Here is a 19,494-nt window from a genome sequence, read left to right as displayed (position 1 = left end):
ACCCCAGTATGCCACTCCCTCGCCGGCGTAGCCCGGCCCTAAAGCTTGTACGCGCGGTGGATGGCCACGATGCCGTTGCTCAGGTTGCGCACTTCCACGTGCCCGAAACCCGCGCCGAGCATCATCCCCTTCAGTGTCTCCTGGTCCGGATGCTTGCGGATCGACTCGGCGAGATACTGGTAGCTGTCGGCATCGTTGGCGAACAGGCGGCCGAGGCGAGGCAGGATCTTGAACGAGTGCACGTCGTACAGCTTGGACAGCACCGGGCTTTGCACCTTCGAGAATTCCAGTACGAGCGCACGGCCGCCGGGCTTCAGTATGCGGTGCATGTCCGCCAGCGCCTTGTCCTTGTCCGTGACGTTGCGCAGACCGAACGCGATGGTGACGGCGTCGAAGCTGTTGTCCGGAAAGGGCAGGGCTTCCGCGTTCATCTGCGCCCAGCGCAGGCCGGAAACGAGGCCGCGATCCGTGAGGCGGTCGCGCCCGACGCCCAGCATGGCCGCGTTGATGTCGCCGACCACCACTTCGCCCTCATCACCCACCACCGGCTTCAGCAAGGCGGCGATGTCGCCGGTGCCGCCGGCCAGGTCGAGCACGCGATCGCCACGGCGGACGCCGCTGACGGCCACGAAATGACGCTTCCACAACCGGTGGATGCCGAACGACATAAGGTCGTTCATCAGGTCGTAGTTGCGAGCCACCGACGTGAAGACCTGGCCGACCAGCTTCTGCTTGTCGGCCACCGGAACGTCGCGGAAGCCGAAATGCGTAATTTTCTCGTTGTCCATGCGGGGATGGTACTCGCGTTGGGTCCAGGGTGCCGGGTGGGAGGCGTCTGCAGGGGATCAGTGGTGCCTGTCGTGCCTTTCGCGTTCGTTCGCCACGTGCCGGTCGTGCAGCGATTCCCCGGCCGAACCGTCGTCCGGATCGACCGGCGGCCTTGCATCGAGGTCGCGGTCGTTGTCACCGCCGGGCGTGATCTTGAGGATCGAATGGCGCACTTCGCGAGCGAGGATCACGCGCGCGTCCCGAACCATGTCTTCCAGTGTCTCGCTGAAATCCAGCTTGCCCTCCGGGTCGGTCCACACGACTTTCGCTTCGCGCAGCTTCTGGATGAAGCCGCGGAAAAGCGCCTTGTCGAAGAACTCCGGTGCCGACAGTTCGTTGAGCAGGCTCAAGCGCTGCGCCGTGAGCGTGCATGCCGTTTCCAGTTCCCCGGCGCTCATCGTGTGCGGACCGTTCTTCACCAGCGCCGCGATGGCGATGTAGTAACGCTCGAAGGCTTGCAGCATGCTGCGCGCGATCACCCGCAGCTGGTAGGCGCCGTCGTCCTGGCCGGGGCCGCGTTCGAGCACCCGGCCCTCGCCGCTGGCTTCGAGGATGCCGCGGCGGACGAAGAACTCGATGGTTTCCTGCACCTGCGCGGCGAAACCGTCTTCGTCCCACGGCAGGAACAGTTCGCCCTGGATGAACGGATAGATGATGCGGCCCAGACGCAGCACCGACGACCGGGACATGCGCCGGTTGTTGAGGAAGCAGGCGGCCACCCAGGCCGCCGCGGCGTTCAGGTGCAGCACGTTGTTGCGGAAATAGGAGAGCAGCACGGCCTGCTCGCCCTCGGCGACCAGCACGTCGCCAAGGGGGTGGCGCACGCGCCGGATCCAGCCCATCTGCTCGCCGTAGGCCACGATGCCCTGCGGGTTCATCGGGGTGAGGGTGACCCGGTCGGAATAAGGCAGTTCCTGCAGCAGGGCCTTGCTGAGTTCGAGCTGGGCGAGAAGGTCGTTCTCGGCCATGGCGTGCTTGGGTGTGGCCAGCAGTGCAAGCGCGAGCAGGTTGATCGGATTCACGTCCGCCGCGCGATTGATGTTCACCTGGATGCGTTCGGCCAGATCGTCCACCACGCCGCTCATCCATTCCGGCTTCACGTCGGGATCGGCGGTGGTCGCGCGCCAATCGGGTGCCGCTTCGTCGAGCAGGGGGGTGAGCAGGATGGGTTCGCCGAAGTTGAGCGTGACGTGGCCATAGCGCTGGCGTAGCACCTTCAACCCGCGAAGGAGCCCGAGCAGGGATTCCTTCTCCTTCGGTTTGCCGGAGAGTTCGCCGATATACGACTTGCCTTCCATCAGCTTTTCGTAGCCGATGTACACGGGCTGGAACAGCACGGGGCGGCGCGGTGCGCGCAGGAAGGCGCGCACGGTCATCGCCAGCATGCCGGCGCGCGGCGCCAGCAGCCGGCCGGTGCGCGACCGGCCACCCTCGATGAAGTATTCCAGCGGCACGCCACGATCCACGAGCTGCGCGAGGTATTCGTTGAACACGACGGAATACAGCGCATTGCCCTTGAAGCTGCGGCGCAGGAAGAAGGCGCCGCCCCGGCGGAGGATCGGGCCCACCACGGGAAGGTTGAGGTTCACGCCCGCGGCGATATGCGGGGGCACCACGCCGGAGTGGTGCAATTGGTACGACAGCAGCAGGTAATCCGTGTGGCTGCGGTGGCACGGCACGTACACCACTTCATGCCCCGGCGCCGCCGCGCGGGCCTTGTCGAAGTGGTGCATGGCGATGCCGTCGTAGAGCTTGTTCCAGAAATTCGACAACAGGAACGACGTGGAACGCACGACCGGATGCGAATAGTCCGCGGCGATCTCCAGCGCGAAATCGCGTGCGCGCCGCTGCGCCTTCGCAAGGGTGATGTTCTCCTTGCTGGCCGTGGCGGCGATGGCGTCGCGCACCGGCTGTGTGTTCAGCACGGCGTCCACCACGGTGCGGCGATGCGAGAGGTCGGGGCCGATCACCGCGGCGCGGATGCGGCGGAAGTGAGTACGCAGGACGCGTGCGATCTTCCGCGTGAGGCGCTCCGGCGTGAGGTTGCGCGATTCCGCCAGCACGCTGCGCAGCGACACCGGCGCGGAGAAATGCACGACGGTGTCGCGCCCGTTGAGCAGCAGGGCAAGCATGCGCCGGAAGCGGCCCACGACCAGCCAGTTCTCCGCGAACAGCACGCTGAACCAGCCGCTTTCGCGATTGGGTGCGCGGCCGACGTAGATCGACACCGGTACGATCTGGATGTCGCGCGACGGATCGTCCTCGATGGCGCGGATGAGCTGGCCGATGGGCTCGCGCGGACCCCGCGCGTCGGTTCGGCCGAACAGCCAGCCATGGCGGCGGCTCAGCGAGAACACCGAGCGCCGGCGGCGGCCCGGCAGGTCGAGCAACTGCATCGGGCTGGGCAGGCCCGCCTCGCGGCAGGCGCGCTCGAGGATCAGCGCGTCGGAGGTGCCGTCGCGCTCGATGGCGTAGCAGACGGCCGCGCCGCTGCCGAGAAGGCCAGCGGGTTCGGCGGGATCGCGCTTGATGCGCACCCAGGGTTCGAGCATGCGACCCAGCAGCTTGAACCACCAGGGCGAACGGGCGACGTGGACGTGCGGATCCGCACTCATCTGCATTTCGGACATCCCGGGATTGTAAGGCCTCAGCGGCCCTTGGCGGCCGCGACCGGTGCGCCCGGCATCGGCGTACCCGGGGCGGACGCGGTGCCCGACGGCGCGGGCACGCTGGAGGCGGGCGCCGGGGGTGCCAGCCTGGCATGCTCGTCGCGCACGCGCTGGAGCAGATCGCTGTCATACCAGCGCCCGTCCAGCAGGACCAGGGTTGCGTCGGTCTGGATGGGCTTGTCCAGCAATGTGTAGGTGATCTTCACGTGGGCCGATCCGTCGCTGCTCTCGATCGTGTCGATACTCACGGAGTCGAAGCTCTTGTCGATGGACAGCCCGTAGACGTCGAGCAGGCGCTTGAAACCGAGCCATGCCGTGGACCAGGTGGCCATGGACTGCTCGAAATTCATGGCATGCAAGGCTTCCGGCGTGGAGAGCCCGGCCTTTCGGGCCGTGTCCACGACGATGGCGATGGCCTCCTTCGCCTTTGCCTGATCGCCCCAGGGCACCGTCCGGGCCCAGGGGCCGACCACGTTCACCGCTTCACGCAACTGCCGCTTCTGCGACAGCGTGAGGTCTTTCGCCTGGTCGATCGCCGTGAGTGCCATCGATTGCCCGATGCCCGCGACGAGCGGCATCTGGTCCTTGTAGTCGCGATCGAAGCGGACGAGGGTGGGCCGCAGTTCCGCGAAGAGCTTTTTTTCCGCGTCCGGCTCGGTGAGGCGTTTCACGCCTGCCTCGAACTTCGCCTCGTCGTCCGGCTCTACCGCGGTCTGCACGGCGTTGAGGCGTGGCCAGTCGGCCTTGAAGGCGGCGAAATCCGCGGGCGGCAGGGCGTGCTTCCAGAAGAGGTCGAACTTGCCGTCGCGCAGCAACGCCAGCGATTCCCGGGTGGCGTCCTCGGGGGAGCCGCCGCCGGGCGTGCCGGGCGCTTCCTTCTGCTTGTTGCAGGCAGCCAGGAGCACCACGAACAGGACGAGGGCGATACGAAGGATGGAACGATGGCGGCGCATGGGGTTCGGGCGGCGCGATGGGCTTGGAGGAGGTGGAGGATACACGGGCGGGGAAGCGGGAACCCGCGCTGCCGGACGCCGCAAAGAAAAAACCCCGGAGACGCGAGGCCTCACGGGGTTATCCAGCCCGAAGCCGGAAAGGGAAATGGCCTTGCCTGCATTGCTTTTGGCGCCACAGGTTTCGGCGTGAGAGATGATAGTTGGCTGACATTGCTAAAGCAATATGTCAGCTTATCTTGCCTAAGTTATTGATTTCACTTCGCGCGAAGCGAATCGATTTTCTTCTGGCGCCGTTCCGCGCGCGGCAGTGAGTAGTCATTGTCGAACAACGCGCTTTCCCACGCACCATAGGTCGGGTTGGGCAGCACGAACCAGCGTTCGCCGATCCAGCCCGTGTAGGGCGCCATGGCCTTTTCCCGGCCCTCGGCCGTATTGCCCAACACGTTCGCGAAGTCGCCGATCTGATCGCCGAACTGCATGAGCACGCGGTAATCCTTCGCCACGCGCTGGCGGCGGCAACCCTTCTCGCTGCCCACCTGTTCGCAGCCCTCGACGAAGGTGCCGAGGCCGAGGAACGAATCCTTGCCGGCCACGGGGAAGCCGGCCGCGCGCAGGTTGGCGAGCGTCGCTTCGTCGAGGTCCTTGGCGCGGTTGGAAATGTAGATCACGGCGATCCCGTGCGCCGCGGCGAACTTCGTGAACGCCAGCGCGCCGGGCAGGGGACGCGCGATGGCCTCCTTGCACCACGCGGCCCAGTCCGCCTCGTTGAACTCGCCCCCGGAGCGGATGAGCCGCGCCTGGTAGGGGGAGTTGTCGAGCACGGTTTCGTCGATGTCGAGGACGACGGCAGGCTTCAGTCCCTTGAGGGAGGCATGCGCGGCGCGATCGTCTTTCGGCAGTGCGTCCCAGGTCGGATCGCTCTTCGCCTTGAGGAGTTTCTCCTGCGCATTGCGATACGTCTGCACGTAGATGAAGTCATGCTCGCTGGCGTTCTGCGTCCAGGCGACCGCGTTGAGGTTGTCGTCCGCCGCCGGGCCGGCGGCATTGGCCGCAGCGGCAGCCTCCGGGGCGGGGGCCGGCGAGGGCACGGCGGCGGGTGGCGTGTGGGCGCAGCCTGCCAGGGAAAGGGCGAGCGCGACGGCGGCCGGAACGAACTTCAGCATGGAAACCCCTTGGGTGACGCATCGCGCGCCGAGGGCGGCGATTGTCGGGTGAGTTTACGACACTGTGAAGGCGGCGGTCGTGCTTCCCACGCCCCCTGCGTCCTGACAGACTGCGCGCTCATCCACGACGGGACCGTCCATGGAAGCCGCCAATTCGCGGACACGAGCCGTGCGCATCGCCAGCTATATTGCCGCCGGGCTCGGCCTTTTCCTCGTGCTTTACCTGCGCCTGCTGCCGGCCTTGCTGGCGGGCCTGCTGGTGTACGAGGTGGTGGTATCGACCGCGCCCCTGATGGGCAGGCGCCTGTCGGGCGACCGGGCGCGGGTACTGGCCGTGGCGCTGGTCGGGGTGGTCGTGGTGGGGTTGCTTACCCTCCTGGTGCTGGGTGGCATCAGCTTCTTCCGCAACGAGATCGGCAACCCGGAAGACCTCTGGCAGAACCGCCTCATGCCGCTGGTGGAACGTGCGCGGCAGCAGTTGCCTCCGGCCGTGGTCGATCGCCTGCCGGAGAGCGTGGATGCGCTCCGCATTACCGCCATGGACTGGGCGCGCTCGCATGCGGTGACGCTGCAGCTTGCCGGCAAGGAAGCCGCGCGCGTGGTGGTGCACATCATCATCGGCCTGGTGCTCGGTGCCATCGTGGCCTTGAGCCGCGCGCGGCCTACGCACCAGGTGGGGCCTTTCGCGGCCGAACTGAGCCTGCGCAGTGCGCGCCTGGCGGACGCCTTCCACAACATCGTGTTTGCGCAGATCAAGATATCGCTGTTCAACACGCTCTTCACCGGCATCTACCTGCTTGCCGTCCTGCCCATGTTCGGCGTGCACCTGCCGCTGACCAAGACGCTCATCGTCATCACATTCGTGGTCGGACTGCTGCCGGTCATCGGCAACCTCCTCTCGAACACGGCGATCACCGTCGTCGGCCTCTCCGTATCGCTGTACGTGGGCCTGGGCGCGCTGGCTTTCCTCATCGTCATCCACAAGTTCGAATACTTCCTCAACGCCCGTATCGTCGGCGGACAGATCCGCGCCCGCGCATGGGAACTGCTGGTGGCGATGCTGCTGTTCGAGGCCGCGTTCGGCCTGCCCGGGCTGGTGGCGGCGCCCATCTTCTACGCCTACCTGAAGGCTGAACTCGAAGCCGAGCGCTTGATCTAGCGTTCATCCATCGCCTGCTGGAATCGCGCCACCCCAAGGAGTCCCGGCATGGTCGGCAAACCGCAGGACACGCGTACCCTTCGTCTCGCCAGCTACGTGCTGGCGGCGGTCGCCCTGTGGGCGGTGCTCTGGCTCCACCTCATCTCGGCCTTGCTGGCCGGGATGCTCGTTTACGAGGTGGTGGAAAGCCTCACGCCGCTCATCCGGCGCATCGCTCCGAACGAGCGTGCCAGGCCCATTGCCGTGGCGCTGGTCACGGTCGTCGTGGTGGGCGTGATCATCCTGCTCGTGGTTGCCACGCTGGCTTTCTATCGCCGCGATCTCGGCGATCCGCAGGGGCTCTGGGACGAGAAACTCCTGCCGCTGCTCACCAAGGCACACGAACAGTTGCCGGCGTGGTTGACCACGAACCTGCCCGACAGCTTCGTCGACTTCCGTGAGCAGGGCATGGCCTGGGCGCACGCGCACGCGGAGGACCTGCGTCTGGTAGGCACCACGGCCGCGCGGGTGTTCGTGCACATCGTGATCGGCCTGGTGCTGGGCGCGATCGTGGCGGTATCCCATGGCGCGGGCGGCCGCGTCGCGCGTCCCCTGTCGTTCGAACTGTCGACGCGTACGCGGCGCCTTGCGCATGCCTTCCACAACATCATCTTCGCGCAGCTGAAGATCTCGGCCATCAACACCGCCCTGGCGGCGATCTTCCTGCTGGTGGCGCTGCCTTCGTTCGGCGTGCACGTGCCCCTTGCCAAGACGCTGGTGATCGTCACCTTCGTCACCGGGCTCCTGCCGGTCGTGGGCAATCTCGTGTCCAACACGCTCATCACCATCGCGGGCCTGTCGGTATCGCTATGGGTCGGCGTGGCCGCGCTGGCTTTCCTCATCGTCGTGCACAAGCTCGAGTACTTCCTCAACGCGCGCATCGTCGGCGGACAGATCCGCGCACGCACATGGGAGCTGCTCGTGGCCATGCTGGTCTTCGAGGCGGCCTTCGGCCTTGCCGGGCTGGTGGCGGCGCCGATCTATTACGCGTATTTGAAGAGCGAGCTGGAGGCGGAGCGGCTTATCTAGGGGGTGCGAAACTAACCGCCTCCGGCCAGCATCGCGCGGATGCGTGCCATGTGCGTTTCAGCCGTTTCCTTCTTCACCTCGGCATCCGCATCCGGGTCCTTGCCGTCCCAGTGCAGGTCGTCCTGCGGCAGTTCGGCGAGGAAGCGGCTGGGGTCGTTGGAGAGGATCTCGCCGTACTTGCGCGACTTCGCCGCGAAGGACAGGGTCAGCATTTCCTTTGCGCGGGTGATGCCCACGTACATCAGGCGCCGCTCCTCGTCGAGCCGGCCTTCATCGATGGCGCCCTCGTGGGGCAGCGTGCCGTCCTCGCAGCCGACGATGAACACGAAGCGGAACTCAAGGCCCTTCGCCGAGTGCAGCGTCATCATGCGCAGCGCGTTGCCCGGATCGTCGCGGTCGGCGTGGCTGAGCAGGGCCAGTTGCGCCGCGATGTCACCGGTGCGGCCGCCGTCCTTGCCCATGGCCCGGAACCAGTCCATCAGTTCGCGCAGGTTGCCCAGGCGCCGTTCGCGCAGCGTCTCGTCGGGCGTGGACGCCGCGATATGCGCGCCGTAGCCGGATTTTTCGATGACGGAATGCACCAGGTCGGCCGCGCTTTCGTGCACGGCGTGGCTGCGCAGCTCGTCCATCAGGCGAGCGAATCCGGCCAGGGCCGAGGCGGCGCGCGGCGCGATGGTTTTGAGCGCGGCGTCGCTGCGCGCGGCATCGAGCAGGGACGCGTTGCGCGATTGCGCGATCTGCCCCAGTTTCTCGAGCGAGGTGGCACCGATCTCGCGTTTCGGCACGTTCACCACGCGCAGGAAGGCGGCATCGTCGGTCGGGTTGGTAAGCAGGCGCAGGTAGCAGAGGATGTCCTTCACTTCCGCGCGGTCGAGGAACGAGAGCGCGCCGCTCAGGTGGTATGGCACGCGGGCCAGGCGCAACGCCTTCTCGAGTGCGCGGGCCTGGAAATTCCCGCGATAGAGGATGCAGAAGTCATCCCAGCGAACACCCTTGTCCTTGTATTTCTCGTGCAGGTTGAACGCGATGGCCGCGATCCGCTCGGCTTCGTGGTCGCCGTCCTTGCATTCCAGCACGCGGATCGGCGGCCCCTCGAGATGGTCGCTCCAAAGCTTCTTCTCGTGCACGTGCGGGTTGTTGGCGATGAGGTGGTTCGCCGCGCGCAGGATGCGCTTCGCGCAGCGGTAGTTCTGCTCGAGCTTGATGACGCGGAGCTGCGGAAAGTCGCGGCCCAGCTGGTCGATGTTCTCCGGATTCGCACCGCGCCAGGCGTAGATGCTCTGGTCGTCATCACCCACGCAGGTGAACCGGGCCTTCGGCCCCGCGATGGCTTTCAGCAGGCGGTACTGGGCGTCGTTGGTGTCCTGGTATTCGTCGACCAGCAGGTAGCGCAGGCGCTCCTGCCAGATGGCGCGGGCGTCGTCGTCCGTTTCGAGGATGCGCAGGGGCAGGCGGATGAGGTCGTCGAAATCCACGGCGTTGAATGCCGCGAGACGCTGCTGGTAGAGATCGTAGATGGTGGCCGCCTCGATCTCGCGCGGACTGCGCGCGGACGCCATCGCCTCTTCCGGCGTCATGCCGGCATTCTTGGCCCGGCCGACGAGATTGCGGATGCCGAGGATCACTTCCGGCTTCACGCCCTTGGGCGACAGCTCCTTGATCATGTTGGCGCTGTCGTCCGCATCGAGCACCGAGAAGCCGCGGCGCAGGCGCGCGCGATCGTGCTCGATCTGGAGGAATTTCAAACCCAGCGCGTGGAAGGTGCAGACGGTGAGCGCCTTCGCGGCATCGTCGGAAATCAGCCGTCCGACGCGTTCGCGCATTTCCTTCGCGGCTTTGTTGGTGAAGGTGATGGCGGCGATCTTCTCGGCCGCGAGGTGCCGGCGCGAGATGAGGTGCGAGATCTTTTCCGTGATGACGCGGGTCTTGCCGGAGCCGGCACCGGCCAGCACCAGCAGGGGGCCGTCGCAGTACTCGACGGCCGCGTGTTGTTGGGGATTCAGCATGGTCGACCGGGGCGGACAGGCGGACGAGGCCGAGGATGGTAGCAGGTGGGTGCGGTACCATGTGTGGTCACGCACCGGACCGCCCGCATGGCCAAGCTCTATTTCTATTACTCGGCGATGAACGCCGGCAAGACCACTACCCTGCTGCAAAGCGCGCACAACTACCACGAGCGCGGCATGCGCACGCTCATCCTCACGCCCGCGCTCGACAACCGGTATGGCGAGGGCGTGGTCGCGTCGCGGATCGGATTGCAGGCCCGTGCCATGCGTTTTGCGTCGGAGGAAGATATTTTCGCCATCGTCGAGACCGATATCGGCAGGCGAGGGCCGCTCCACTGCGTGCTGGTCGACGAGGCCCAGTTCCTGAGCAAGTCCCAGGTCTGGCAACTCACGGACGTGGTGGACCGGCTGGGCATTCCCGTGCTCGCCTATGGCCTGCGCACGGACTTTCGGGGCGAACTGTTCGAGGGCAGCAAGTACCTCCTTGCCTGGGCCGACAATCTCGACGAGATCAAGACCATCTGCCACTCCGGGAAGAAGGCCGCCATGGTGGTGCGCGTGGACGAGCACGGCCGCGCGGTCACCCAGGGCCCCCAAGTTGAGATCGGTGGCAACGACCGCTATGTCTCGGTGAGCCGGGCCGAGTTCAAGAGCATCACCGGCGGCGACGGCAGAATCGAGTTGCAACAGCCCATGCTGCCGCTTGGCGAAAACGATCCGGAAGAAGGAAACGACGCGTGACCGAGACGACGACCAACGCCGCCGAATGGCCGCGCCCTTATTGGAAGCCGAGCGACGAGCAGGGCGTCTTGCTCTTCTTCGTGTTTGGCGCCTTCCCCGAGGACCTGGCCATCCCGGCCGCGCGCTACGGCAGTCCGGGGCTGCCCGAGGGCGTCGAGTTGCAGCGCTTCCAGAACGCGGTGCTGTCGCGCTGGGAGGGCTATCCGTTGTCGGGGGCGCTTGGAGAACTGTTGCGTGAGGACAACGCCGAGGCCTTCAAGGAGGCCAAGGCCGCGCCGCACGTCGTTGCCATACGCGGCCGCTTTCCCGACCGCGACCGCCTCGACTACCTGCGCGACACGCTGGGCGTGGTCGCGGCGCTGACCGACATCGGCGGCAAGGCTGTGGTCGATCCGCAGATCCTGACGCTTTTCGACGCGGCTGCCTGGCGCGAGCACTACCTGGTGCCTGGCGGCGCGCCGCCGCGTCATCACGTGCTCATCCTGTGCAGCCCGGAGGAAACCAAGGGCCGCTCCTGGATACGCACGCGCGGCATGCGCAAGTTCGGCCGTCCCGACATCAGCCTGACGAACGTGCCCGATCGCGAGATCGACCGCGCCGGCGCGCTGGCGGAACGCTTCGTGGAACTCGGCGCGCTCGGTGCCCATTTCGATCCGGCCCAGCCGATCGAAGTGGACGGCGTGGCGGGCGGGCTCACGGTCGAACTTTCCGGCGACGAGGAAGACCCGCGTTTCAACAACACGCACGCGGCGATGCGCTGGCCCGACTGACGCATCAACGGTCGGCGTCGAGTGGCTGCGCCTGCAGCCACTCGACAAATGCATGCGCGCCTCCTTCCTCGTGGAAGTCCACGGCAACGTAGTTGGGTTTTCGCCTCGTGGCCGGCTTGCAGTAGTTCGTGTAGCGATCCCATAGCGCGTCGAACGCGTTGTCGTGGTACGCGTGCGAACGCAGCGGCAGGCCATGGAACTGGTTCATCGTGAAGAGCGGGGGCCAGCCGGGCTTTTCCTCGATCTCGGCCGTGGAAAGCGGCCGGCTTTCTCCCCATCGGCTGTAGCAACTGCGGTCGTGCTGTAAGGGTGTCGTCCCCAGGCTCCAGTAGTTCTCCACAGTGAAATCCTCGCTCGGCATGAGCGTCACGGCGCCCCCGCGTGTCATGAGCGAATCGCTGTTTTCGCGATTGAGGCTGAAGATCAGGACGCGTTGTCCACGTTTAACCATGTCCGCATAGGTCGGCCAGGTGGGTGTCGACCAACTGTATGGGTCGAATGTCGCGTCGCCGAGAAATGGGGCGCGGTCCAGTTCGGCGACGAGTTGCTGTCGTTCGGTGAAGTCGTCCAGGTGCAACGTGAGGATCGCGTCCGGATGCTGCTCGAGGAAAGGGCGGATCGTTTCGTTGAGCAGATCGGCCAGTGGCACCGACGACGGTCCAGTGCACCGGTTGTGACAAAGGCGCACGCGCTTGTCGTAGTAGTGAAGGTCCAGCATGAATGCGCGGACTCCTTCTTCCAGCTGTTGCGCGATCGTCTGGCTCTGGTTGGGAGCCAGTCCGTTGCTGGTGAAGGCATTGTGGGTCGTGACCCAGGTGTAACGATCGAAGGGGAGATCCCTGGAAATGGGCGCCTGGGCACTCGCGGTGTCGGCCAGCCAGGCGACGGCGAGAAGGCACATCGCCCGGGCGATAAGGGGGTTGGACGTCATGATGCGGGCCTTCCTTGATGGGAAATCCGAGTCTAGGAAGGCTCGCCCTCGCGCTACCGTAGGGCAACGCCATTGCGGCTTGTAGTTGCTGGCCCCGCCGGCTATGTCCGCGGTGTCGACGCCGTCCGTTCAGATCGGTACGGCGTCGTCGATATGGGTCAGCGTTGGCAGCCCGGGCAATAGAACGAAGCCCGGCCGCCGAGCGTTGCCACGCGTATGGCCTTGCCGCAAACCTTGCACGGTTTGTCGGCGCGGCCATACGCGTACAGTTCCTGGAAGAAGTAGCCGGGGGCGCCGTCGGGCGAGACGAAGTCGCGCAAGGTGGTGCCGCCCCGTTCGATAGCGTAGGCGAGGATGCGCTTCACTTCGCCCGCGAGCTTCGCGTAACGCGCGCGCGACACCTTTCCCGCCTGCGTGCGCGGATCGATTCCGGCAGCGAACAGGGCCTCGCTCGCGTAAATATTGCCCACGCCGACGACGACGGCGTTGTCCATCAGGAAGGTCTTCACGGCCGCCGAGCGGCCACGCGAAATACGCCAGAGCAGGTCGCCGTCGAACGCGTCGGTGAGCGGCTCCGGGCCGATGCCTTCGAGCAGTTCATGCGTTTCGCCCGGCATCTGCCAGAGCAGGGCACCGAAGCGGCGCGCATCGGTAAAGCGCAGCACCTGGCCGGAGTCGAGCGCGATATCCACGTGATCGTGTTTGCCCGCGGGCGTGTCGGCAGGCAGGACGCGGAGCACCCCGGTCATGCCCAGGTGGAACAACGCGGTGCCCACCCGGGTGCGCAGTAACAGATACTTGGCCCGGCGTTCGACATCGTCGATCACCTGTCCGGGCAGCAGCGTCGAGATTTCCGGAGGAATCGGCCAGCGCAGGTCCGGACGGCGCAGCACGACGCCGGTGATGCGGCGGCCCGACACGTGCGGGGCGATGCCGCGGCGGGTGGTTTCGACTTCGGGCAATTCAGGCATGACGGAAAGATGGGGGGCGGGGACGCCGCTGGCAAGCGCTGCCGATTCCCAGGCAAGCGACCCGCTAGGGCACGGCCCCGGCGGTCGTCGGCAGCGACGCCGTGCGCGGCGCGCGAGGTAACGCCTGCGCGGGAACGATGGCGATGCGATTGCCCACCTTCACATAGCGTTGCTTGCCGAGCGCGGTCATGTCGCCGAACTCCAGCCGCACATCGTCGAGCACAAGCACCGCCACGGGCGGCGACAGGCCGATCTTCGCCGCGTCGAATTCCGAAGCGGCCCGCCAGGAAGCGACCGGCGTGGCGGCAAGGGATGCGAGGTCCTCCGCGCGGCCTTCGTCCGCCTTCGCGCCCGCGTTCGTCCAATGGCCGTCATGCCGGTCGAAACGTTGGTCGGGCAAGCCGCGCAGCTGCACGTCGATATGCCGCACCGCATCCGGGTCGAGCCCGGTCAGCGTATGGGCGCGAGCGTCGGCGTCGTCGGCGCGCCATTGCCAGGCGACCGCCGCAACGAGTGCGACGACGCATGCGATGCCGGCGAGTCGGGCCCTCACTTCAGCGCCGCCTCCGGCGCCACGCGATGCCGCCACCGAGGCCGAGGAGAAGGAGGGGAAGACCAACGAGGAAGCCGAAGGTCACCAGGTTGAGCCCGTCCTGCGACAGGGAGATCACCCGGTCGGGCGCGCCGCGGGAGGGAAGGTCGACCAGCACATCATCGCCGAGCAGCCAGTCCAGGATGCGTTCTCCCAGGGCGCGGTTGCCGCCGTTACCGACATAGGTGTTCGAGAGGAAGTCGCCGTCGCCGATGACGACGGCGCGCTGCTCGCTTTTCGCCGGACTCGGCGACAGGCGGTTCAGCGCGAAACCGAAGTCGAGGGGGCCTTTGAGTTCCCCCGCTTCGGGATGGAAGGCAACGGTCGACGGCTTGTCGTTGTCGATGCCGCCGAAGGCGGTCCAGCTGCGCTCGCCCGAACGCAGGAACGGGACGACGGCCCATTCGTGTGCCGACACCTGCGCGAGGGCCGACACTTGCGGGAACAGCGTCGTGTCGCGGAACGCCCGCGTGATCGCGTGGAAGGGGTAGTCGCCAAGCACCACGATGCGTGGATCGTTCACGTTGAGCGTACTGCCCTGGCCGTCGACGAGCACGCCGGGCAGCACGCGGATGCCGAGCACGTCGGCCAGCGGACCGGTGCCGAGGTCCTGGTTGTCCGGTTCGGTCAGCCACAGCAGGTTGCCGCCACCGCGCACGTAATCGACGAGCGCCGCGACACTTGCCGCGGGCAAGGGTGCGATCGGGCTGGCGAGCACGACGAGATCGGTATGCTCCGGAACGCCGCGGGTCTGGCTGAAATTGAGCGGGACCGCACGGATGCCGCGGCGCTCCACCTGGCTCATGAAGGTGCCGAGGTCCGCGTTCGCGTGCCCATCGGCCTGCCGCTCGCCGTCGCCCGTGACGAAGGCGACGATGCGTTCCCCGCCTCGCGCCAGGCGTTCGAGTGCATTCGAGAGGTTGCGTTCGTTGATGGGGCTTTCCACGCGCTCTTCGCGACCCGCGTAGCGAACCAGGAGCGCACCGTCGCCGGATATGCCCAGCTGGCGCGACGCCGCGGGATCGAGATCGGGATCCACGAAGGAAAGGCGAAGATCCTTCTTTTCCCTCACGTAGCGCTCCATGACGGCGGCGATCTGCTCGCGAAGCGGGCCCGTGGGCGAGATGTAGCCGACGACGTCGACCGGGCCGCGGAGCTTGTCCAGCACCGCGACGCTCTCGGGGGCGAGGCTCGCGCGCGCGCCGCGCGTCCAGTCGAACGTCCACGCGTGCCGGGAACTCAGGAAACCGATGCAGCCTGTCGCGACGACAAGCCCGATGACGACGAACCAGCGGTCGAAGCGGCGCATCACTGGCGCTCCCGATCGGCGCCAAGACGGCGTATGGCGAGGGCCAGCGACAACGCGATCGCAAGGGCGAACCACACGAGGTCGCTGGTCACGACAAGGCCGCGCAAGAGGTTTTGCAGGTGCGTGGCCATGGTCAGCCACTCCAGGAAGCCGCCGGTCACGCCGGCGGCTTGCGCGCCCCGGTCGATGGTCCAGAGGATGAGCGTGACGATCAGCGCCATCGCCGCCGCGATCGCGGGAAACGAGGTGGCGGCGGAGCAGGCGATGCCGATGGCCGCGAGCGTGGCCAGAAGCAGTGCGGTGCCGAGCGTGGCCGATGCCAGCTTGCCCCAGTCGGCGGTGGACTCCGCGCCGACGACGAGCGGCATGGCCACGGTCGCGAGCAACCACAGCCCCAGCCAGACGAGCACCGCGAGGTACTTCCCGATGACGATGTGTCGAGGCGAGAGGCCGGTCGACGCAAGCAGGGCAAGCGTGCCGCCGCGGCGCTCTCCGGCGAGCTGGGTCATCGTCATCAGCGGCACGACAAGGAAGGCCAGTTTCGCCAGTTCGGCGAGCAAGGGAATCGCCACGAGGTCCGTGAACCCGGGGGCATCGGCGACGGCTGCCAGCTTCACTTGCGCGCCGAGGAACTGGCCCAGGCCGAGGATGAAGGTCCAGGCCAGCCAGGCGATGGTGAGCGCGGCCAGCGCCCAGGCCAGGGGACGCACGGCGAGGCGACGGAGTTCGAGGCGCGCGACGGCCATGGTGCTCATGCGGCAGCTCCCGTGGCGATGGCGAAGAACGTGGCTTCGAGCGCGGCCGCGCCTTCGTCGCCGCGCAGCGGCGCGTCGTGGCGCAGGCGCCCTTCGTGGAGGACCGCCACCCGGTCGCATACGGCCAGCACCTCGGCCAGCACGTGCGTGGAAAGGATCACCGCGGCGCCCGCGGCGGCGCGTTCGCGGATCAGCCGGCGCAGTTCGCCCACCTGCACCGGGTCGAGCGCGTTCGCGGGTTCGTCGAGAATGATGAGGGCCGGCTCGTGCACGAGCGCGCAGGCGAGGCCCAGGCGCTGCCGCTGGCCCTGCGACAATACGCCGGCCAGCCGCCGGCGCAGATCGCCCAGCCGCAGCCGTTCGACGATCGCATCGGCAGCCCGCCGCGCCGCGGGACGGTTGGCGCCGCGCAACCGCGAAAAAGCCACGAGGTGTTCCTCGACGGACAACTCGGGCCAGGACGGCGCGTTCTCGGGAAGCCAGCCGATCAGCTGGCGGGCGAGCCCGGGTTGGGCGACGAAGTCCTCCCCACGGAGCCGGATGCTGCCCGCATCCGGCCGGAGCGCACCGGCAAGCATGGCCAGCGAGGTGGATTTGCCGGCCCCATTGACGCCGAGGAGGCCCATGACTTCACCGGCGTTCAGGGAAAAGGATACGTCGACGACGGCCGCGCGCCCGGCCCGGCGCCGGGACACACCTTCGACATTCAGCAATGGGGCCGCGCTCATGCGGTTACGTCGCCGATCGGCGTGCTACGTCGGCCATCGCGTAAGGATCGTGCCGAGGGCTGTTGACCTGGCTGAACGTGGGAGGTCGCTGTCATCGGGCGATTGTGCGCAATGGCCTCTCGGTCCGACAACCGCTGTCTTCACACTTTGCCCATTTCCATGCTGGTGGGTATGGGGACGGGTCGCTAGACTGATAGCGCAAAACTCCCTAACTACCCGTGCGGTAACGACTCCGATGCTCGACACCCTGCTCGATTTCCTGGCCAACGGCCTCACCCGCGCAAGCTGGGGCGAGATGCTGGTCTATCTGCTGGTCGTCACGCAGCTCACCATCTTCACCGTGACGCTCTACTACCATCGCAGCGCCACCCATCGCGGCGTCGACTTCCATTGGACGCTCAACGGCTTCTTCCGCTTCTGGGGCTGGTTGACGACGGGCATGGTCGTGAAGGAATGGGTGGCCATCCACCGCAAGCATCACGCCAAGGTGGAGACGGAAGAAGATCCGCACAGCCCGCAGGTCTTCGGCATCAAGAAGGTCTTCCTCGACGGCGTCTCGCTCTACCGTGAAGCCAGCTACAACAAGGCGGACATGGAAAAGTACGGCCGCGGCACGCCGGACGACTGGTTCGAGCGCACGCTGTTCGGTCGTCACCCCTACTGGGGCCCGACCCTGATGGCCATCATCAACATCGCGCTGTTCGGCGTGGTGGGCATGGCGATCTGGGCCATCCAGATGATCTGGATCCCGTTCTGGGCCGCCGGTTTCGTCAACGGCATCGGCCACTGGTGGGGTTACCGCAACTTCGAGAGCTCCGACACCGCGACCAACATCTCGCCGTGGGGCTTCTGGATCGGCGGCGAAGAGCTCCACAACAACCACCATGCGTTCCCCAGCTCGGCGAAGTTCGCCTTGCGCAAGTGGGAGTTCGACATCGGTTGGGTGGCCATCTGCGGCTTGCGCTTCGTGGGTTTGGCCAAGGTGCTGCGCGTGGCGCCCACGCTCAACATCCGTCCCAACGTGCACCTGCCGGACGCCGAAACGCTCAAGGGCGTGCTTGCGCTGCGCTTCCAGGCCACCACCGACTACTACCGCAACGTCATCCTTCCGACGATGCGCGAGGAGATGGGCCAGGCCGGCGAGAGCATCAAGTCCGTGCCGCGCCGGCTGCGCCGCGCACTGGCCGACGGCGGCCGCTGGCTCGACAACGACGCCCGTGACCGCCTGCAGGCCGCGCTGGCCAACCGCCCGGCCCTCAAGACGGTCTGCGACTTCCGCGCGCGTCTCGTCGCGTTGATGGAAGAGCGTGGCGCGGAGAAGTCGCTGAAGGCGCTCCAGCAGTGGATCGTCGAAGCTGAACAGAGCGGCATTCGCTCGCTCCAGCAGTTCGCCCAGCGCCTGAAGGGTTATTCCGCCGTCGGCGCATAAGCGTCGCTGCGCGGTAAAGACCGGCCCGCCGTCGAAAGACGGCGGGTCTTTTTTTGCGTCAAAAGCGCAAGCCATGTAACGCTGGCCGTCCCGGGGGCGCATTATCTTGCGCCCATGAAACCGACAACCGTCAATCGCTTCGAGTCCCGGCTGAAACGCGTGGCCGACCACCTGGCCGCCCACCTCGACGAGCCGCTGTCGCTCGATCGGCTTGCGGAGGTGGCGGCCATGTCGCCGTTCCATTTCCATCGCCTCTGGACGGCGATGGTCGGCGAGACCGTCGCGGCGAGCGTTCGCCGGTTGCGCCTGCAGCACGCCGCGCATCAACTGCGGGCGTCCGCCGCCCCGGTCACGGATATCGCGCTTTCCGCGGGCTTCGCCTCGGCGCAAGCGTTCGCCAGGGCTTTCCGGGCGGCTTGCGGCTCCACGCCGAGCGAGTATCGCGCCGCGCCCTCGGAGTGGGCGCCCTGGTCACTCGCCGGGTCGTCGGCAGCATCCTCCGTGATCGAAGTGAGGCTTGTGCACATCGAGCCGCTTTCCATCGTCGCGATGCGACGCACAGGCGCGTACACCGACAGCGACCTCGCCGAGGATTTTCAGGTGCCATGGGCATGGGCCGAGCGGGAAGGGCGCCTGGAGGGGCTGCGTGGCATCTACGGCGTGCCCTGGAACGAACCGGAGCTGGCGGAGGTGCCCATCTTCTTTGCCGGACTGGATCTGGGTGCCTGCCCACCGCCACCGGCGCCGCTGGAGGTGATGGTGCTGGATGGCGGCGATTACGCCGTCACCCGGGTGACGGGGTCCTACGTGGGTATCGATGACGCCTGCGCGGCGCTCTATCGAGACTGGCTCCCGGCTTCGGGCAGGGAGCCTGCCGATGCGCCACTTTTCCACCATTACATCGACGACCCCGAAGCGACGCCGGAGCACGCACTCCGCACGGACATCTACCTGCCGTTGCAGCCTCTGTGAGAGGACTCCAAGCGATGAAAACCATGGGATTCGCCGCGGCCATGCTGATCGCCGGCACGTCTGCCGCCGCGGGCGAGCGCAGCGACGCCGCCAGCGTGGTTCGCGCCATGTTCGACGCATTCAATCGCCACGACGCCGCGGCCATGGTCGCGGCGTACGCGCCCCATGCCGAGCTGCTGTCGCCCGACTTCTGTGCCCCACGGCGTGGGCGCGAGGATGTGCGGCGCACCTATCAGGCGCTTTTCGACGAGGCGCCGGATATCGTCGACACCGTCGACGAGATGGTGGTGCAGGGCGACCGGGTAGCGGTGCTGTTCCACTCCCGCGGCACGGCGGGCGGGCAACCGTTCGACGTGCCGATCGCCGCGTTCATTACCGTTTCCGACGGATTGATCGTGCGCGACAGAAGCGTCTTCCAGCCATCGCCTGGGGCCTGCTTGCCATAAAAAA

At 66.8% G+C, this 19,494-nt stretch carries 18 protein-coding genes; 7 read left to right on the top strand and 11 right to left on the bottom strand.

The window, feature by feature from the left end:
* Positions 1-38 precede the first annotated feature (38 nt).
* From ubiE to HBF26_RS14900, 4 genes are all read right to left on the bottom strand, one after another.
* The gene (ubiE, locus tag HBF26_RS14915; protein WP_167030652.1) at positions 39-788 is read right to left on the bottom strand and encodes a bifunctional demethylmenaquinone methyltransferase/2-methoxy-6-polyprenyl-1,4-benzoquinol methylase UbiE; all 750 of its coding nucleotides are present in this window, start codon (positions 786-788) and stop codon (positions 39-41) included.
* Between the two features lie 57 nt (positions 789-845).
* Positions 846-3,443 (bottom strand): glycerol-3-phosphate 1-O-acyltransferase PlsB, encoded by a 2,598-nt coding sequence (gene plsB / locus HBF26_RS14910; RefSeq protein ID WP_167128444.1) that lies wholly within the window; start codon positions 3,441-3,443, stop codon positions 846-848.
* A gap of 32 nt (positions 3,444-3,475) precedes the next feature.
* Entirely contained in the window at positions 3,476-4,450 is a 975-nt protein-coding gene (locus tag HBF26_RS14905; protein WP_167128157.1) for a hypothetical protein, read from the bottom strand.
* Positions 4,451-4,704: 254 nt separating this feature from the next.
* Positions 4,705-5,613 (bottom strand): HAD family acid phosphatase, encoded by a 909-nt coding sequence (locus HBF26_RS14900; RefSeq protein ID WP_167128154.1) that lies wholly within the window; start codon positions 5,611-5,613, stop codon positions 4,705-4,707.
* Between the two features lie 139 nt (positions 5,614-5,752).
* On the opposite strand from HBF26_RS14900, the gene HBF26_RS14895 reads away from it, so the two are divergent.
* On the top strand, positions 5,753-6,772 hold the full coding sequence (locus tag HBF26_RS14895; RefSeq protein ID WP_167128151.1) for an AI-2E family transporter: 1,020 nt from the start codon (positions 5,753-5,755) through the stop codon (positions 6,770-6,772).
* A 48-nt stretch (positions 6,773-6,820) separates the two neighbouring features.
* Positions 6,821-7,840: an AI-2E family transporter gene (locus tag HBF26_RS14890; RefSeq protein WP_167128148.1), complete on the top strand. Its 1,020-nt coding sequence runs from the start codon at positions 6,821-6,823 to the stop codon at positions 7,838-7,840.
* 11 nt (positions 7,841-7,851) lie between these two features.
* Here HBF26_RS14890 and HBF26_RS14885 read toward each other — a convergent pair whose 3' ends face one another.
* On the bottom strand, positions 7,852-9,846 hold the full coding sequence (locus HBF26_RS14885) for a UvrD-helicase domain-containing protein (protein ID WP_167128144.1): 1,995 nt from the start codon (positions 9,844-9,846) through the stop codon (positions 7,852-7,854).
* Positions 9,847-9,933: 87 nt separating this feature from the next.
* Here HBF26_RS14885 and HBF26_RS14880 point away from each other — a divergent pair, with 87 nt between their 5' ends.
* Together HBF26_RS14880 and HBF26_RS14875 are read left to right on the top strand one after the other, a co-directional pair.
* Positions 9,934-10,587 (top strand): thymidine kinase, encoded by a 654-nt coding sequence (locus HBF26_RS14880; protein WP_167128141.1) that lies wholly within the window; start codon positions 9,934-9,936, stop codon positions 10,585-10,587.
* Positions 10,584-11,357: a hypothetical protein gene (locus tag HBF26_RS14875; protein ID WP_167128138.1), complete on the top strand. Its 774-nt coding sequence runs from the start codon at positions 10,584-10,586 to the stop codon at positions 11,355-11,357. Before HBF26_RS14880 ends, HBF26_RS14875 begins: the two co-directional genes overlap by 4 nt.
* Positions 11,358-11,361: 4 nt before the next feature.
* Here HBF26_RS14875 and HBF26_RS14870 read toward each other — a convergent pair whose 3' ends face one another.
* From HBF26_RS14870 to HBF26_RS14845, 6 genes are all read right to left on the bottom strand, one after another.
* Positions 11,362-12,288 (bottom strand): phosphoinositide-specific phospholipase C-related protein, encoded by a 927-nt coding sequence (locus HBF26_RS14870; RefSeq protein WP_167128135.1) that lies wholly within the window; start codon positions 12,286-12,288, stop codon positions 11,362-11,364.
* Between the two features lie 158 nt (positions 12,289-12,446).
* Positions 12,447-13,259 carry a bifunctional DNA-formamidopyrimidine glycosylase/DNA-(apurinic or apyrimidinic site) lyase gene (gene mutM, locus HBF26_RS14865; RefSeq protein ID WP_167128133.1) on the bottom strand — a complete coding sequence of 271 codons (813 nt, stop codon included), beginning with the start codon at positions 13,257-13,259 and terminating at the stop codon, positions 12,447-12,449.
* Between the two features lie 64 nt (positions 13,260-13,323).
* Entirely contained in the window at positions 13,324-13,812 is a 489-nt protein-coding gene (locus HBF26_RS14860; RefSeq protein WP_167128130.1) for a hypothetical protein, read from the bottom strand.
* 1 nt (position 13,813) lies between these two features.
* The gene (locus HBF26_RS14855) at positions 13,814-15,160 is read right to left on the bottom strand and encodes a GldG family protein (RefSeq protein WP_167128127.1); all 1,347 of its coding nucleotides are present in this window, start codon (positions 15,158-15,160) and stop codon (positions 13,814-13,816) included.
* Complete coding sequence (locus tag HBF26_RS14850) at positions 15,160-15,915, bottom strand: ABC transporter permease (RefSeq protein WP_167128124.1); 756 nt, start codon at positions 15,913-15,915, stop codon at positions 15,160-15,162. Before HBF26_RS14850 ends, HBF26_RS14855 begins: the two co-directional genes overlap by 1 nt.
* Positions 15,912-16,643 carry an ABC transporter ATP-binding protein gene (locus HBF26_RS14845; RefSeq protein WP_167128123.1) on the bottom strand — a complete coding sequence of 244 codons (732 nt, stop codon included), beginning with the start codon at positions 16,641-16,643 and terminating at the stop codon, positions 15,912-15,914. Before HBF26_RS14845 ends, HBF26_RS14850 begins: the two co-directional genes overlap by 4 nt.
* A 235-nt stretch (positions 16,644-16,878) precedes the next feature.
* Between HBF26_RS14845 and HBF26_RS14840 the strand changes: the two genes are divergently transcribed.
* From HBF26_RS14840 to HBF26_RS14830, 3 genes are all read left to right on the top strand, one after another.
* Complete coding sequence (locus tag HBF26_RS14840) at positions 16,879-18,072, top strand: DesA family fatty acid desaturase (protein WP_167128122.1); 1,194 nt, start codon at positions 16,879-16,881, stop codon at positions 18,070-18,072.
* A gap of 114 nt (positions 18,073-18,186) precedes the next feature.
* A complete protein-coding gene (locus tag HBF26_RS14835) occupies positions 18,187-19,044 on the top strand; it encodes an AraC family transcriptional regulator (RefSeq protein ID WP_167128121.1) in 858 nt (285 codons plus the stop codon).
* A gap of 14 nt (positions 19,045-19,058) precedes the next feature.
* Entirely contained in the window at positions 19,059-19,490 is a 432-nt protein-coding gene (locus tag HBF26_RS14830) for a nuclear transport factor 2 family protein (RefSeq protein WP_167128119.1), read from the top strand.
* The last annotated feature ends 4 nt before the right edge of the window (positions 19,491-19,494 follow it).

Source organism: Luteibacter jiangsuensis (assembly GCF_011742555.1).
Taxonomy (GTDB): domain Bacteria; phylum Pseudomonadota; class Gammaproteobacteria; order Xanthomonadales; family Rhodanobacteraceae; genus Luteibacter; species Luteibacter jiangsuensis.
This window is presented reverse-complemented; position numbering and strand designations above follow the sequence as displayed.